A 14,770-nucleotide genomic window follows, 5' to 3' on the forward strand; every position below is an offset into this window, starting at 1 on the left:
CGCGGCTGGGCGACCGGCACAACGATCGCGGGACGCACGCTCAGCCGCGGCTGGATGAACATTTGGCTGATCTTCAGGTTCGCGGGGCACCACAGAGCCATGTCCCGCGCCCCCGCCCTGGACGCGCTCCGCGGCGTCGCCGCCCTGGCGATCGTCGCGCTGCACGCCTGGCTGTACACGACGACCGTGGCCGAGAAGGGCGACTCGCTCGGGGACGCGGTCGTCCACCAGCTCCGCCTCGGCGTGCCGCTCTTCTTCGTCCTGTCGGGCTTCCTGCTCTACCGCTCGTGGGTCGTGGCCGCCCGCGGCGGGCGGCCGCTTCCGCGGCTGGGCACCTACGCGCGGCGGCGCGCCGCGCGCGTCGTCCCCGCCTACGCCGCGGCGCTCCTCGGGAGCCTGCTCCTGCTCGCGCCGCTGGCGGACGTCCGGGGCGTGGACATCCCGCCGCTGCACGCCCTGCCGCTGTTCGCCGTCTTCGCGTCGAACCTCTCCCCGGCGACGACCGGCGCCCTCGACCCGCCGATGTGGACGCTCGCCGTCGAGGTGCAGTTCTACGTCCTGCTCCCGGTGCTGGCCTGGCTCGCGCTCGACGCGCCGGAGCGGCGTGACACCCGCGTCCCGGGGACCGCCCGGCTCCTGGCCCCGCCGCTCGTCCTCCTCGCCGGCGGGACGCTCTTCAACCTCGCCCACGCCGTCGGCGCGGGCAGCATCGTCGTGGCGACCTCGCTGCCGGCGCTGGCGCCGTGCTTCGCCTGCGGCATGGCCGCCGCGGTGCTCGCGGAGCGCCCGACGGTGCGGCGCCGTCCGCCCGGCGTGAGGATCCTGGTCCTGCTCGCCGCCGCCGCGCTCGTCGTCCTCGACGGGGGCTGGCACGAGGCGGACGCGGGGTACGCCGGACGCATCCTCCGCGACCTCCCGGCGGCCGCCGGGTTCGCTGCGGTCATCCTCGTCGCGGCGCAGGCGCGGGGGACGACGGCGCGGGTCCTCGCGACCGCACCGTTCCGCGTGCTCGGCGCGCTGAGCTTCCCGGTCTACCTCTGGCACATGCCGCTGATGCTCGGCCTGCGCGGGGCGCACGTCTTCCCCGAGCATCACCCGGCCGCCGCGTTCGCCGCCGTCCTCGCCGTCACGCTCCCGGTCGCCTGGCTCTCGTGGACGTTCGTCGAGCGTCCCGGCATCCGCTGGGCGGCGGCCCGAGAGCGCCGTCCCGGGCCCGGCCGCGAGTCCCGCCGCCCGCACCTCGCGGAGCGCCCGCAGCCGGCCGACCGCCCGCACCTCCTGGTCCGCGAGCCGAGCCCGGCCGCGGCGACCGCCACCGCCACCGCGCACTAGCCTCGGGCCATGGACCTCGGACTGCAGGGCCGCCGCGCCCTCGTCACCGGTGCCTCGGCGGGCATCGCGAAGGCGATCGCCGCGCAGCTCGCGGGGGAGGGGGCGGCCGTCGTCCTCAGCTCGCGGTCGGCCGAGCGCAGCGCGGCGGCTGCGGCGGACACCGGCGCGGTGGCCGGGCTCACGTGGGACAGCGACGACCTCGACGGCGCCGCCGGTCTCGTCGACGCGGCCGAGTCGGCGCTCGGCGGCCCGCTCGACATCCTCGTCGTCAGCACCGGGGGCCCGCCGCCCGGCTCCGACCCGCTCGCCTTCTCCCGGGAGCAGTGGGAGGCCGCGCACCGCACGCTCGTCCTCGCGCCGCTCGCACTCCTGCAGGTGGCCCTCCCCGGGATGCGGGCGCGGGGGTGGGGGCGGGTGGTCTCGGTCGCCTCGACCTCCGTCCGCGAGCCGCTCCCGCACCTCATGCTCTCGACGACCGAGCGCTCCGGGCTCCTCGGCGCGCTGAAGACGCTCGCGCTCGAGTGCGCGGCCGACGGCGTGACGATCAACTCCGTCCTGCCCGGGCGGATCCTCACCGCGCGCCTGCTCGCCGGCGCCGGCGGTGACGAGGCGCAGGTCCACGCCCGGGCCGCGCGCGACGTCCCGGCCGGCCGCGTGGGGACCGTCGAGGAGATCGCGGCGGTGGCCGCCTTCCTGTGCGGCGAGCCCGCGGCCTACGTCACGGGCACGGCGGTACCCGTCGACGGCGGCCTGCTGCGCGGGATCTGACGCCCCGCCACCGCGCCGACTGACAGCTGACGCAGGGGAGTCCTGCGTCAGCTGTCAGTCGGCGGCCCGGTGCGCGGCGGCGGAGGATCGGAGGGGCCCGCGCCGCCCCTCGCGGGGCCGCCGCCTCAATGTCCAGTAACCCGATCAGGTATTGCGCCTGCCGGTCCCGTCCGCTACCGTTCGCCGCGGTCAAGAGCGCCAGCGTCAAGCCCCGGCTCGCTGGCCGGCAACCCTCCACCGCGGTGGGGTGCCCCGGGTGAACGACCAGGCCGCACAGGCCGCGCAAGCGGTTCCTGTGGCAAGCGCGGACCTGCGACGAGCGGGTCCCGGAACGAATCGAGACCCCCATGACGCTCATCGAGCACCGCCCGTACGCGGGCACCCCGACGGACCCGACGACCGCGACCGAACCGCTCCTGCCGACGGTCGGCCAGGACCTGCGGGTGCCCGTCCTCGGCGGCGGCCACGTCCGCTACGCGAACTTCGACTGGGCCGCGACCGCCCCGGCCCTGCAGGTCGCCGCCGACGCCGCGACCACCGCCCTGACGACGTACGGCAGCGTCCACCGCGGCGCCGGCCTCCCGTCGCAGGCGTCGACCGCGAGGTACGAGGCCGCCCGCGCCGCCGTCGGCGCGTTCAGCGGCGCCCGCCCGGGCGAGGACGCCGTCGTCTTCACCCGCAACACGACGGACGCGCTGAACCTCCTCGCGTCCGCCGTCCCGTCCGGCGGCGAGGTCCTCGTCCTCGACGTCGAGCACCACGCGAACCTCCTGCCGTGGACGGCGCGCCCGCACCGCTGCCTGGAGGCGCCGCCGACGGTCGAAGGGACGCTCGCCGCGGTGGAGGCGGCGCTCCGCGAGCGGCCCGTCGCCCTGCTCGCCGTCACGGGCGCCTCGAACGTCACCGGCGAGGTGCTGCCGCTGCGCCGCCTCGTCCGGCTCGCGCACGCCGCGGGCGCCCGCGTCGCCCTCGACGCCGCGCAGCTCGCGCCGCACCGTCCGCTCGACCTCGCGGGCACCGGCGTCGACTACGTCGCCTTCTCCGGCCACAAGCTGTACGCGCCGTTCGGCGCCGGCGCGCTCGTCGGCCGTCGCGACTGGCTCGACGCGGCGCCCCCGTTCCTGCTCGGCGGCGGCGCGGTCCGCGACGTACGCGCCGACGGCACCGACTGGCTGCCCGCCCCGCAGCGCCACGAGGGCGGGACGCCGAACCTCCTCGGCGCGGTCGCCCTCGCCGCCGCGTGCGACGCGCTCTGCGTCCTCCCGGCGGGCGTGCTCGAGGCCCACGAGGCGGCGCTGCGGACCCGGCTGCTCGACGGTCTGCGGACGATCGCCGGCGTCCGGACCCACCGCATCTGGGACGACGGCCGCGACGCGATCGGCGTCGTCTGCTTCAGCGTCGAGGGCTTCGCGCCCGGCCACGTCGGCGCCTACCTGTCGGCCGAGCACGGCATCGGCGTGCGCGACGGGCGCTTCTGCGCCCACCGGCTGCTGACCCGGCTCGGCCTCCCCGGCGGCGCGCTCCGCGCGAGCCTCGGCGTCGGCAGCACCGCCGCCGACGTCGACCGCCTCCTCTTCGCGCTGCGCGAGCTCGTCGCGGGCCACGCGCACGCCGGCTACGCCGAGGGCGAGCGCGGCTGGGCCCCGGTCGACGACGACCGCGACCTCGGCGCGTGGGTGCCGGACGGCGGTCCGGCGCCCGCGGGCTGCCGCGCCTGAGCGGACCGCCGCCGGCGTCGGCGTGCGGCCGCGTGGGGGATATGCCCCCACCTGACCGCACGCCGCCCGGTCAGGCCGTCTCGACCGCCTTCGTCGCGCCGGTCGCCTCACCGGTGAAGCGCTCGCGCAGGTCCTTCTTCGAGAACTTCCCGACCGAGGTCTTCGGGACCTCGTCGATCATCTCGACGCGCTCGGGGATCCACCACTTCGCGACGCGGCCGTCGAGGTAGCCCCTGATGGCGTCGGCGTCGAGCGTGGCGCCGTCCTTCGCGACGACGCACGCGAGCGGCCGCTCGCCCCAGCGCGCGTCGGGCACGCCGATGACGGCGGCCTCGGCGACGTCCGGGTGGCCCATGATCTCGTTCTCGAGCTCGACCGAGGAGATCCACTCGCCGCCGGACTTGATGACGTCCTTCGTGCGGTCGACGAGGCGGATGTAGCCGTGCTCGTCGATCGTGGCGACGTCGCCCGTGCGCAGCCAGCCGTCCTCGCTGAAGGACCCGGCGGAGCGCTCGTCCCGGTAGTAGCCGGCGGCGATCCACGGGCCGGCGACCTGCAGCTCGCCCTGGGCCTTGCCGTCCCACGGCAGCTCGGTGTCGGCGCCCGGCTCGACGATCCGCACGTCGACGAGGGGGCTCGTGATGCCGACGGTCGCGCGGAGCGCCGCGAGGTCCTCCTCCGGCAGGTCCGCGTGCGAGCTGCGGATCGTCGCGACCGAGCCGATCGGGCTCGTCTCCGTCATGCCCCAGGCCTGGAGGATCGGGAGGCCGATCTGCTTGCGGTAGGCCTCGGAGAGCGCGCGCGGCACCGCCGAGCCGCCGCACAGCACGTGGCGCAGGTGGGGGAGCTCCTTGCCCTCGAGCTCGGGGAGGACGCCCATCCAGATGGTCGGGACGCCGGCGGCAACGGTCACGTTCTCCTCGACCATGAGCTTCGCGATCGCCGGAGCCGAGAGGTCCGGGCCCGGCATGATGATCGACGCGCCGGTCATGACGACGGCGTGCGCGAGGCCCCAGGCGTTCGCGTGGAACTGGGGGACGACCGGCAGGACGACGTCGCGCTCGGAGAGCCCGAAGGTGTCCGACAGCATCGTCGCCATCGCGTGGAGCGTCATCGAGCGGTGCGAGTAGACGACGCCCTTGGGGTTGCCGGTCGTGCCGCTCGTGTAGCACATGGCCGCGGCGCTGTTCTCGTCCGCGACATGGAAGCGGTCCACGCGGGCGGACCGCGCGAGCAGCTCCTCGTAGTCGAGCACGCGCGGGTCGTCGGGGATCTCCGGCCCGTCCCCGTCGTCCATGACGATGACGTGGCGCACCGTCTTCAGCTCGTCGACGAGCGGCCAGAAGAGCGGCAGGAGCGAGCGGTCGACGAACACGACCTCGTCCTCCGCGTGGTTCGCGACGTAGACGACCTGCTCGGGGAAGAGCCGGATGTTCAGCGTGTGCAGCACGCGCCCGGTGCACGGCGCGGCGAAATAGAGCTCCAGGTGCCGGGCGGAGTTCCAGGCGAAGGTGCCCACCCGGCCGTCGGCGGAGACGCCGAGCTCGTCGAGCGCACCGGCGACCCGCCGCGTCCGCTCGGCCCAGTCGCCGTAGGTCGTCCGCTCGCGAGCGCCGTTCTTGGTGACGGTGACGATCTCCTTGTCCCGCCACAGGCGCTCGGCCCGGTGGAAGACGTGGCAGAGGGTCAGTGGGTAGTCCTGCATGAGTCCGCGCATGGTCGCCTGAGCCTCGCCGATCGGCGAGGCCGGAGCAAGGGGGAACCACCCCCTTCGGTGGGTGCCGATGACGCGTGCGGGGCAGGACGCCGGTTTCCGGGGACTCACCCGGGCCCGGGCGCCGCCGCGTGGTTAGGCTGGCCGGATGCGGCAGCCGACGGCGAGCACCACCCGCTGGGCCCGCAACGGTGACACGAGCATCGCCTACCGCACGATCGGCGAGGGGCCCGTCGACCTCGTCTTCCTGTCCGGCCTGATCTCGCACGTCGAGGCCCTCCTGGAGGAGCCGGGGGCCCTCCGCTTCTTCACGCGCCTCGCGCAGACGGCGCGGGTCGTGCTCGTCGACCGGCGTGGCTCGGGCCTCTCCGATCCGCACCACGGCGAGTTCACCGACGAGCTCGACGTCGCCGACCTCGAGGCCGTCCTCGACGCCCTCGGCACCGAGCGCGCCGTCCTCATGGGGTACACCGGCGGGGCGTCGCAGGCGCTCGCCTTCGCCGCGATCCACCCGGAGCGCACGCTCGCGCTCCTCCTCTACGCGCCGGTCGTCCGCAACCTCCGCGACGAGGAGGTCGAGTGGGCCTCGAGCGAGGAGGAGCGTGCGGTGCGGGTCGCGCTGCTCGTGTCCGAGTGGGGGACGGGGGCGAACCTCGCCCGGATCGCGCCGTCGGTCGCCGAGGACGCGCGCATGCGCGCGTGGCTCGCCCGGCTCGAGCGCCAGTCGATGACGCCGTCGGGCCTGGAGCGCATGTCCGCCGCCCTCGCCACGGTCGACGTGCGGCCGCACCTCGGGCGCATCCGCGTCCCGACGCTCATCATGCACCGCACCCGCGACGTCCTCATCGACGTCCGCCACTCGCGCTACCTCGCCGAGCGGATCGCGGGCGCCCGGCTCGTGGAGCTGGCCGGCGTCGACAACCTCCCGATGGTCGGCGACGCCGAGGCGATCCTCGGCGAGATCGAGGCCTTCCTCACCGGCGGGCGCCGCGGCGGCGGGCTCCAGCGCGAGCTGCTCACCGTCCTCTTCACCGACATCGTCGACGCGACCGGCCGTGCGGCCTCGATCGGCGACGCCCGCTGGCGCGACCTCCTCGCGGCGCACGACGCCGCGATCCGCGCGACGCTCGTGTCGTTCGGCGGGGAGGAGGTCAAGACGATCGGGGACGCCTTCCTCGCGACGTTCGCCGGGCCGCCGTCGCAGGCGGTCCGCTGCGCGGCGGCGATCCTCGAGGCCGTCGAACCCCTCGGCCTCACCGTGCGGATCGGGATGCACACCGGGGAGTGCGAGCGGATCGGCGGCGACGTCGGCGGGATGGCCGTCCACATCGCCGCGCGCGTCGGGGCGATGGCGAAGGGCGGCGAGGTCCTCATGTCGGGGACGACGTTCGGGACCGTCGTCGGCAGCGGCCTGTCGTTCTCCGACCGGGGGCACCACCGGCTCAAGGGGATCCCCGGCGAGTGGCCGATCTTCGTCCTCGCCGGGGGCGACGGCGGCTCGGCGCCGTCGCCCGCCTGACGCCGGGTCGGGTCGGGGGCGTGGCGACGGCCGGGGCCGGGGCCGGGCCCACGCCGCGGTCAGGCCCGGTCGTCCCGGCGCGCGCGGCGGCGGTCCCGCGCGAAGGTCCAGACGAGCACGGCCCAGTCGGTCACCCCGGCGGTGAAGTGGGCGACGGGCCCGGTGAGCCACCGGGCGCGCAGCCGCTCGGGGCGCGTCAGGATCCGCTCGGGCACAGGCCCAAGGTATCGTGGCCTTCACATGGCCGCTGTCACCGACCCCATCACCACCACCGTCACCGAGCTCCCCGAGTCGCGCGTGCGCGTCGAGGCCGAGGTGAGCCCCGCCGAGCTGGAGCGCCGCCTCGCCGACTCCGCCCGCCAGATCGGGCGTGACCTGCGCCTCCCGGGCTTCCGCAAGGGCAAGGTCCCGCCGCCGGTCGTCATCCGGCAGATGGGCCGCGAGGCGGTCCTCGACGAGGCGATCCGCGGCTCGATCGGGCGCTGGTACTCCGGGGCGCTCGACGCGTCCGGCATCGCCCCCGTCGGCGAGCCCGACCTCAACCTCGGGGAGATGCCCGAGGTGGGTGCGCCCCTGACCTTCACCTTCGAGATCGGCGTGCGCCCGGTCGCGACGCTCGGCGAGTACGAGGGCGTCGAGGCGCCGCGCCGCGACCCCGAGCCCGACCCGAAGGTCATCGACGAGCAGGTCGAGCAGCTGCGCGAGCGCGCCGCCCGCCTGGAGACGAAGGAGGGCGCGGCGGTCGACGGCGACTTCGTCGTCATGGACTTCAAGGGCTTCCTCGACGGCGAGGCGTTCGCCGGCGGCGAGGGCCGTGACCAGATGGTCGAGCTCGGCACCGGCACCCTCATCCCCGGCTTCGAGGAGCAGCTCGCGGGCACCTCCGCGGGCGACGAGAAGACGATCGACGTCACCTTCCCGGACGACTACCAGGCCGAGCATCTCGCCGGCCAGCTCGCCCAGTTCGAGATCACCGTCAAGGAGATCAAGGTCAAGGAGCTCCCCGAACTCGACGACGAGTTCGCCTCCGACAACGCCGGCTTCGACACGCTCGAGGAGCTGCGCGAGGACCTCGCGAAGAAGCTCCGCGAGGACGCCGAGACCCGCGTCGACGGTGAGTTCCGCGAGGCCGTCCTCGACGCGGTGACCGCGAACGCGACCGTCGAGGTCCCCGACGCGCTCATCACCGCGCGCGCCAAGGAGCTCTTCGACCGCATGGTGCACTCGCTGTCGCACCAGGGCATCACGAAGGAGGCCTACCTCGGCATCGCGCAGAAGACCGAGGAGGAGATCCTCGAGGAGGCGAAGCCCGACGCCGAGCAGGCCCTGCGCCGCGAGGCCGTCATCCACGCCGTCATCGCGGCCGAGAACCTCGTCCCCTCCGACGGCGACGTCCTCGACGCCCTCCAGGCCACCGCCGTCCGCGAGAACACGACGCCGGAGAAGCTCCGCGCCCGGCTCGAGAAGAACGGCCGCCTCGCCGAGCTCATGGACGACCTCGCGCAGGGCATGGCGATGGACCTCCTCGTCGAGCACGCCAAGGCCGTCGAGGCCCCGGCGGAGGAGCCGGCCGCCGACGAGCCCGAGGCCGACGCCGCCGAGTAGCAGGCCGCCGCGAGGCGAGGTGGAATCCCGCTGCTGCTCCAGCAGCCACGGGATTCCACCCACCGCCCGCGGAGCGCCGGGCCCGCCGCCGGGCGCCCCTCGCCGGCGCGGCCCTCAGGCCACGGCCGGGACCGCCGTCGCGTCGCCGCTGCGCGCGGCCTCCGCCTGCTCCTTGGAGTCCTTCGAGGAGATCGTGAAAGAGGAGATGACCGCGGCGGCGAGGGCGAAGCACGCGCCGATGAGGAACGCACGGGAGTAGCCGGCGGTCAGCGCCTCCGGGTTGCGCGCGGTCGCCTGCACCGGCCCGAACTCGGCGATCCGCGAGGTCGAGATCGACACGAGGATCGCGACGCCGAGCGCGCCGCCCACCTGCTGGGAGGTGTTGATGAGGCCGGACGCGAGGCCCGCCTCCTGCGGTGTCGTACCGGTGACGGCGGCGATCGTCACGGGGACGAACGTGAAGCCGAGCCCGGCGCCCGCCACCATCGACGGGCCGAGGACGTCGCTGAGGTAGCCGCCGTGCGCGTCGATCCCGGAGAACCAGAGCAGGCCGCCGCCGGTGAGCGCGAGGCCGAACAGGAGCGTCGGCTTGAAGCCCAGGCGCGTGACGAGCTGCGAGGCGATGCCCGCCGAGATGATGATCACGATGCTGAGCGGCAGGTACGCGATGCCGGTCTTCAGCGCCGAGTAGCCGAGGACGTACTGCAGGTAGAAGCTGATGAAGAGGAACATCGAGAAGAGCGACATGCCGGTGAGCAGGCCGGCGATGTTCGCGCCGCGGAGCGTCCGCAGCCGGAAGATCCCGAACGGCATGAGCGGGTGCCGCGTGCGGTGCTCGATGACCGCGAAGGCGGCGATGAGGGCGGCGGCGCCGGCGAGGCGGCCGATCGTCGTACCCGAGGACCAGCCCGCGCTCTCGGCGTCGACGAGGGCGTAGACGAGCAGCGCGAGACCGGCGGTGACGGTCACGGCGCCGGGGATGTCGAAGCTCGAGACGTCGGTGTCCGCCTTGGACTCGGAGAGCAGGCGCGGGGCGAGCCCGGCCATGAGGATCGCGAAGGGGACGTTGACGAAGAGCACGAGCCGCCAGTCGATCTCCGTGAGTACCCCGCCCATGAGGACGCCGGCGGCGCCGCCGGCCCCGCCGACCGCGCCCCACACGCCGAGGGCCCGGTTGCGCTCGGACCCCTCGGCGAAGATCGTCGTGACGAGCGACAGGGCGGCGGGGGAGACGAGCGCCGCGCCGAGCCCCTGGAGGCCGCGGGCGCCGACGAGGAAGTCCTGGTTGCCGGCCACGCCCCCGAGGAACGAGCCGAGCCCGAAGACCGCGAGCCCGGTCATGAACATCCGGCGCCGGCCGACCAGGTCCGCGAGCCGCCCACCGAGCAGCAGGAAGCCGCCGAAGGTCAGCGTGTACGCGTTGACGACCCACGAGAGGTCGGCCTGGGTGATCTTCAGGTCCTTGCCGATCGACGGCAGGGCGACGTTCGTGATCGACGCGTCGATGACGATGATGAACTGCGTCGCCGCGAGCAGGGCGAGGGCGAGGTTCTTCGCGCGGGGGTGTCTAGACTCGGCATGTGAAAGTGAACTCCGGTTCCGTTTTGCCTCGGGGAAAATACGGAGCTATGGTTCCGTTTGTCAAGACCGCCGAGGACAGGATTGGTCCGCATGGCCTCAACCGACACCCAGACCCCCGAGAAGCCCGTCCGCGCCGACAAGGCCCGCAACCGCGAGCGCATCCTCGTCGCCGCCCGCGAGGCCTTCGGCACGCGCGGGATCGAGACGCAGATGGACGACGTCGCCGCGGGCGCCGGTGTGGGCGTGGGGACGGTCTACCGGCACTTCCCCACGAAGGAGGCGCTCATGGGGGAGCTCGTGCGGCAGAAGTTCGAGCTCATCCTCGAGCACGCGCGGGAGGGCCTCGAGGAGGACGGGGAGCCGTTCGAGGTCTTCGCCGCCGTCCTGCGCCGCAACTGCGAGACGACGGCCGGGGACGCCGCGGCGCAGCACGCGCTGATGGGCGCCGGCGACGAGGTCTGGGCGTACGCGCGGCCGACGGTCGACGAGCTGCACGTCGTCATCCAGGTCCTCATCGACCGCGCCCAGGCCGCCGGCGCGATGCGGCCCGACTTCTCCTCCGCCGACATGCCGATGGTCATGTGCGGCGTGTCGGCGTCGATGGCCCACGGCGGGTGGGACTGGCGCCGGCATCTGGAGATCCTGTTGGACGGATTGCGCACGTCACCGCGCTGACGCGCGCCTGGCGCACGGAGTCGCTGCAAACCCGGGCGCCCATGCCGATGAAAGGGGCGCAGGCCGCTGCACCCCCGTTGCTAGGCTTGCCCGACGCCGGACGACCGCCTCTCGGTCGTGGCAGGAACCCGGCGCCCGGAACCGAAACGAAGCGAGGAACATGAGTCCCCTGGTCCCCATGGTGGTCGAGCAGACGTCACGCGGTGAGCGTGCGTTCGACATCTACAGTCGGCTGCTCAGCGAGCGGATCATCTTCCTCGGCACGCCGATCGACGACCAGATCGCGAACCTCGTCGTCGCGCAGCTCCTGCACCTCGAGTCCGAGGATCCGGACAAGGACATCAGCATCTACATCAACTCGCCCGGCGGGTCGGTGTACGCGGGTCTCGCGATCTACGACACGATGAACTTCATCAAGCCGGACGTGTCGACCATCTGCGTCGGCATCGCGATGAGCATGGGCGCGCTCCTGCTCTCCGGCGGCGCCAAGGGCAAGCGCATGGCGCTGCCGAACGCCAAGGTCATGATCCACCAGGTGAGCTCCGGCTTCCAGGGCCAGGCGACGGACATCGAGATCCACGCCAAGGAGGTCATCGAACTTCGCGCCAAGCTCGACGAGATCCTCGCCAAGCACACCGGCAAGGACGTGGCCGACGTCAAGGGCAACACCGAGCGCGACTACTTCATGTCCGCCGCGGAAGCTGCCGAATACGGCATCATCGACCGGGTGATCTCGGAGCACTAAGCTCCGAGGTCGCATCGCACCCCACTGAGGAGAGGGAGATGGCGCGGCCCACGGACTCCAACGAGCAGCTGCTCTGCAGCTTCTGCGGAAAGTCACAGCGACAGGTCAAGAAGTTGATCGCCGGTCCCGGTGTCTACATCTGCGACGAGTGCATCGATCTCTGCAACGAGATCATCGACGAGGAGCTCACGGCCCCGCCGTCCTTCGACCTCGACAACCTGCCGAAGCCGAAGGAGATCTACGGCGTCCTCGATGAGTACGTCATCGGGCAGGACGACGCCAAGCGCACGCTCTCGGTGGCGGTGTACAACCACTACAAGCGCGTGCAGATGATGCAGGCGACCGATTCGGACATCGAGCTGCAGAAGTCGAACATCCTGCTGCTCGGCCCGACGGGCTGCGGCAAGACGCTGCTCGCCCAGACGCTCGCCCGCATCCTCAACGTCCCGTTCGCGATCGCCGACGCGACCGCCCTCACCGAGGCCGGCTACGTCGGCGAGGACGTCGAGAACATCCTCCTGAAGCTCATCCAGGCGGCGGACTACGACGTCAAGAAGGCCGAGACGGGCATCATCTACATCGACGAAGTCGACAAGATCGCCCGCAAGGCGGACAATCCGTCGATCACGCGTGACGTCTCCGGCGAGGGCGTGCAGCAGGCGCTGCTGAAGATCCTCGAGGGCACGACGGCGAGCGTCCCGCCGCAGGGCGGCCGCAAGCACCCGCACCAGGAGTTCCTGTCGATCGACACGACGAACGTCCTGTTCATCTGCGGCGGCGCCTTCGCGAACCTCGACAAGGTCATCGAGCGGCGCATCGGCAAGGGCGGCATCGGCTTCGGCTCGACGCTCGTCTCGCCGACCGACGGCGACTCGGGCGAGGTCTTCGGCAAGACGCTCCCGGAGGACCTCGTGAACTACGGCCTCATCCCGGAGTTCATCGGCCGCCTGCCGGTCATGAGCGCGGTGAACCAGCTCACCCGCGAGGACCTCATCACGATCCTCACCGAGCCCCGCAACGCGCTCGTGAAGCAGTTCCACCGCTTCTTCAGCTTCGACGGCATCGAGCTCGTCTTCTCCGAGGAGGCGCTCGCCGCCATCGCCGACAAGGCGCTCGCGCGGGAGACCGGCGCCCGCGGTCTGCGGTCGATCATCGAGGAGACGCTCCTCGACGTGCAGTTCGAGCTGCCGTCCCGCCGCGACGTGAAGAAGTGCGTCGTGACGAAGGAGACGATCGAGCAGGGCCGCCAGCCCACGCTCGTCACCGAGGCCACGCCGGACGTCCCGGGCGAGGACGACGCCGCGGCCGCGGGTTGAACCTGCGGCTGCCCTTCGCCGGCGCGGCCCACGACCGCGCGGGTGAACGACGGATCGACGCCGAGTGGGTCGCCGCGAGCCGGCTGCACGCCTCGAGCCGCCTGCTCGTCCTCACCGAGGAGGGGGCGCTCGTCGCCGGCGACGCCGGGGCGCGGGGGCCCGACGACTGGTACGACCATGCGGGGGGCGCCGGGGCGCTGAGCGCCGCGCGGCTCCCGGTCGCCGACGGCATCCCGGACGACGCCGTGCTGCTCGGGGTCACCGGGGACGGCCACGGCCTCTACGCCCTCGACCGCCTGCCGGACACCGCGGTCCGCCCGGACGACGTCACCGCGCTCGACGTCCGGGCCGCCGCCGCGCTCCTCCCCGCCGGTGACGCCGGGCTCCTGGCCCAGGCCAACACGCTCCTGCACTGGCACCGCACGACCCGCTTCTGCGGCACCTGCGGCGAACCGACCGAGAGCCGCGACGCCGGCCACATGCGCCGCTGCCCGAACGGCCACGAGCACCATCCGCGCACCGACCCCGTCGTCATCATGCTCGTCGTCGACAACGCGGCCGACCGCGTGCTGCTCGGCCGTCAGCCGTCGTGGCCGAAGGGCCGCTACAGCGCGCTCGCCGGGTTCGTCGAGCCGGGGGAGGCCCTCGAGTCCGCCGTCGCCCGCGAGGTCCTCGAGGAGGCCCGCGTCCAGGTCGGCGCGGTCCGCTACATCGCCTCGCAGCCGTGGCCCTTCCCGGCCTCGCTCATGCTCGGCTTCGAGGCCGACTGGGCCGGCGGCGAGGGTGAGATCGGTGACGACGAGCTCGACGACGTGCGCTGGGCGACGCGCGCCGAGCTCCACGAGGCCGTACGGGCCGAAGAGGCCCGCGAGACCGACGTCCCGCTGCTGCTCCCGCCGAAGCTCGCGATCGCCCGGCACCTCGTGGACGTCTGGCTGGGGCATCCTCGCCCAGGGGCGCGGATGCCCTAGGAGGTCCCTCGCCCAGGGGGCTCCTGACCTCCGGTGACCGGCGGTCTCGTATCCTCGGTGCGATGCCCCGCTTCACCCCCCGACTGTCCCCGTGGGTCGCCGCCCTCCAGGCCGGCTTCATCGCCCGCGAGCACTACCTCAAGCTCCACCCCGACGACCGGGCCCTGCTGCGCGACCTCGTCGCGAAGTCCAAGGGCCTGCCGCGGAACCTCACGGCCGCCGAGCGCGGCGAGGTCCGGCGGATCGTCGCCGAGCTCGACGCCCGCGGCGCCGTGTGGAAGCTCGCGCCGGTCGGCAAGCGCCTGCGCACCGGCCGCCGCTGAACCTCGCGGGGCGCCGGTCGCTCGAAGATCGGCCTATCGGACGATCGGCCGGTCACACGATCGGACGGGACATCGCGTCCTCCGCGCCATCCCGGAGGAGGTTTGGGACGGGGCGTGTCCTGCCGACACTGAGATCATGCTCCCCGACGGATTCGATCAGTCCCAGGTTCACCTCGAGCCGCTCGGTGGTCCGCTCGGCCTGCACGTCTGCCGGGCCTGCGGCTCGACGCTCATGCAGCTCGTCGGGCACGAGGACGCCGGCCACGGCCACTGGTTCCTGACGATGCGCTGCCCGGAGTGCGAGAGCTGGGCCGGCGGCCGGGTCCCCGACGCCTGGTGCGCGGAGCTCGACGAGGAGCTCGAGCGCGGTACGCACCGCCTGCTCGACGCCCTCGAGGAGGTCCAGCGCCAGATCAGGGCTGCGGAGATCGACACCTTCGTCGCGGCCCTCGACGACGACCTGCTGCTCCCCGAGGACTTCTAGGTCCCGCCGGGCCGCGCCT

Annotated in this window: 14 protein-coding genes and 1 riboswitch; of the genes, 11 read left to right on the forward strand and 3 right to left on the reverse strand. The window is 73.4% G+C overall.

Going from position 1 to position 14,770, the window contains the following annotated elements:
- The first annotated feature begins 99 nt into the window (after positions 1–99).
- From NBH00_RS13380 to NBH00_RS13390, 3 genes are all read left to right on the forward strand, one after another.
- The gene (locus tag NBH00_RS13380; RefSeq protein ID WP_254569092.1) at positions 100–1,332 is read left to right on the forward strand and encodes an acyltransferase family protein; all 1,233 of its coding nucleotides are present in this window, start codon (positions 100–102) and stop codon (positions 1,330–1,332) included.
- Between the two features lie 9 nt (positions 1,333–1,341).
- Positions 1,342–2,100, forward strand: a complete 759-nt coding sequence (locus NBH00_RS13385; RefSeq protein ID WP_254569093.1) for an SDR family oxidoreductase — start codon at positions 1,342–1,344, stop codon at positions 2,098–2,100.
- 187 nt (positions 2,101–2,287) lie between these two features.
- Positions 2,288–2,411, forward strand: a riboswitch (SAM riboswitch).
- A gap of 36 nt (positions 2,412–2,447) precedes the next feature.
- Complete coding sequence (locus NBH00_RS13390) at positions 2,448–3,818, forward strand: aminotransferase class V-fold PLP-dependent enzyme (RefSeq protein ID WP_254569094.1); 1,371 nt, start codon at positions 2,448–2,450, stop codon at positions 3,816–3,818.
- Positions 3,819–3,888: 70 nt separating this feature from the next.
- Here NBH00_RS13390 and NBH00_RS13395 read toward each other — a convergent pair whose 3' ends face one another.
- A complete protein-coding gene (locus NBH00_RS13395) occupies positions 3,889–5,523 on the reverse strand; it encodes a long-chain fatty acid--CoA ligase (RefSeq protein ID WP_254569095.1) in 1,635 nt (544 codons plus the stop codon).
- A 157-nt stretch (positions 5,524–5,680) separates the two neighbouring features.
- Here NBH00_RS13395 and NBH00_RS13400 point away from each other — a divergent pair, with 157 nt between their 5' ends.
- Positions 5,681–7,051, forward strand: a complete 1,371-nt coding sequence (locus tag NBH00_RS13400) for an adenylate/guanylate cyclase domain-containing protein (protein ID WP_254569096.1) — start codon at positions 5,681–5,683, stop codon at positions 7,049–7,051.
- A 59-nt stretch (positions 7,052–7,110) separates the two neighbouring features.
- Here the strand turns inward: NBH00_RS13400 and NBH00_RS13405 are convergent, their stop codons facing one another.
- Positions 7,111–7,266, reverse strand: coding sequence for a hypothetical protein (locus tag NBH00_RS13405; RefSeq protein WP_254569097.1), 156 nt, complete (start codon positions 7,264–7,266; stop codon positions 7,111–7,113).
- 25 nt (positions 7,267–7,291) lie between these two features.
- On the opposite strand from NBH00_RS13405, the gene tig reads away from it, so the two are divergent.
- Entirely contained in the window at positions 7,292–8,656 is a 1,365-nt protein-coding gene (gene tig, locus NBH00_RS13410; RefSeq protein ID WP_254569098.1) for a trigger factor, read from the forward strand.
- Between the two features lie 114 nt (positions 8,657–8,770).
- Here the strand turns inward: tig and NBH00_RS13415 are convergent, their stop codons facing one another.
- Positions 8,771–10,276, reverse strand: coding sequence for an MFS transporter (locus NBH00_RS13415; RefSeq protein ID WP_254573730.1), 1,506 nt, complete (start codon positions 10,274–10,276; stop codon positions 8,771–8,773).
- A gap of 51 nt (positions 10,277–10,327) precedes the next feature.
- Here NBH00_RS13415 and NBH00_RS13420 point away from each other — a divergent pair, with 51 nt between their 5' ends.
- From NBH00_RS13420 to NBH00_RS13445, 6 genes are all read left to right on the forward strand, one after another.
- Positions 10,328–10,912: a TetR/AcrR family transcriptional regulator gene (locus tag NBH00_RS13420; RefSeq protein WP_254569099.1), complete on the forward strand. Its 585-nt coding sequence runs from the start codon at positions 10,328–10,330 to the stop codon at positions 10,910–10,912.
- A gap of 7 nt (positions 10,913–10,919) precedes the next feature.
- Complete coding sequence (gene clpP, locus NBH00_RS13425; RefSeq protein ID WP_302182752.1) at positions 10,920–11,657, forward strand: ATP-dependent Clp endopeptidase proteolytic subunit ClpP; 738 nt, start codon at positions 10,920–10,922, stop codon at positions 11,655–11,657.
- Between the two features lie 38 nt (positions 11,658–11,695).
- The gene (gene clpX, locus NBH00_RS13430; protein ID WP_254569101.1) at positions 11,696–12,973 is read left to right on the forward strand and encodes an ATP-dependent Clp protease ATP-binding subunit ClpX; all 1,278 of its coding nucleotides are present in this window, start codon (positions 11,696–11,698) and stop codon (positions 12,971–12,973) included.
- Positions 12,970–13,944 (forward strand): NAD(+) diphosphatase, encoded by a 975-nt coding sequence (nudC, locus tag NBH00_RS13435; RefSeq protein ID WP_254569102.1) that lies wholly within the window; start codon positions 12,970–12,972, stop codon positions 13,942–13,944. The genes clpX and nudC overlap by 4 nt, the downstream gene beginning before the upstream one ends.
- Positions 13,945–14,006: 62 nt before the next feature.
- Entirely contained in the window at positions 14,007–14,267 is a 261-nt protein-coding gene (locus NBH00_RS13440; protein WP_254569103.1) for a hypothetical protein, read from the forward strand.
- Between the two features lie 136 nt (positions 14,268–14,403).
- Entirely contained in the window at positions 14,404–14,751 is a 348-nt protein-coding gene (locus NBH00_RS13445) for a hypothetical protein (protein WP_254569104.1), read from the forward strand.
- Positions 14,752–14,770: the final 19 nt, after the last annotated feature.

This window comes from Paraconexibacter antarcticus (genome assembly GCF_024220175.1).
Lineage (GTDB): Bacteria > Actinomycetota > Thermoleophilia > Solirubrobacterales > Solirubrobacteraceae > Paraconexibacter > Paraconexibacter antarcticus.

What these genes read in the sequence shown, in the direction of transcription:
- NBH00_RS13380 (WP_254569092.1), top strand. Translation starts at nt 100, where the DNA reads ATGTCCCGCGCCCCCGCCCTGGACGCGCTCCGCGGCGTCGCCGCCCTG.
- NBH00_RS13385 (WP_254569093.1), top strand. Translation starts at nt 1,342, where the DNA reads ATGGACCTCGGACTGCAGGGCCGCCGCGCCCTCGTCACCGGTGCCTCG.
- NBH00_RS13390 (WP_254569094.1), top strand. Translation starts at nt 2,448, where the DNA reads ATGACGCTCATCGAGCACCGCCCGTACGCGGGCACCCCGACGGACCCG.
- NBH00_RS13395 (WP_254569095.1), bottom strand. Translation starts at nt 5,523, where the DNA reads ATGCAGGACTACCCACTGACCCTCTGCCACGTCTTCCACCGGGCCGAG.
- NBH00_RS13400 (WP_254569096.1), top strand. Translation starts at nt 5,681, where the DNA reads ATGCGGCAGCCGACGGCGAGCACCACCCGCTGGGCCCGCAACGGTGAC.
- tig (WP_254569098.1), top strand. Translation starts at nt 7,292, where the DNA reads ATGGCCGCTGTCACCGACCCCATCACCACCACCGTCACCGAGCTCCCC.
- NBH00_RS13420 (WP_254569099.1), top strand. Translation starts at nt 10,328, where the DNA reads ATGGCCTCAACCGACACCCAGACCCCCGAGAAGCCCGTCCGCGCCGAC.
- clpX (WP_254569101.1), top strand. Translation starts at nt 11,696, where the DNA reads ATGGCGCGGCCCACGGACTCCAACGAGCAGCTGCTCTGCAGCTTCTGC.
- NBH00_RS13440 (WP_254569103.1), top strand. Translation starts at nt 14,007, where the DNA reads ATGCCCCGCTTCACCCCCCGACTGTCCCCGTGGGTCGCCGCCCTCCAG.
- NBH00_RS13445 (WP_254569104.1), top strand. Translation starts at nt 14,404, where the DNA reads ATGCTCCCCGACGGATTCGATCAGTCCCAGGTTCACCTCGAGCCGCTC.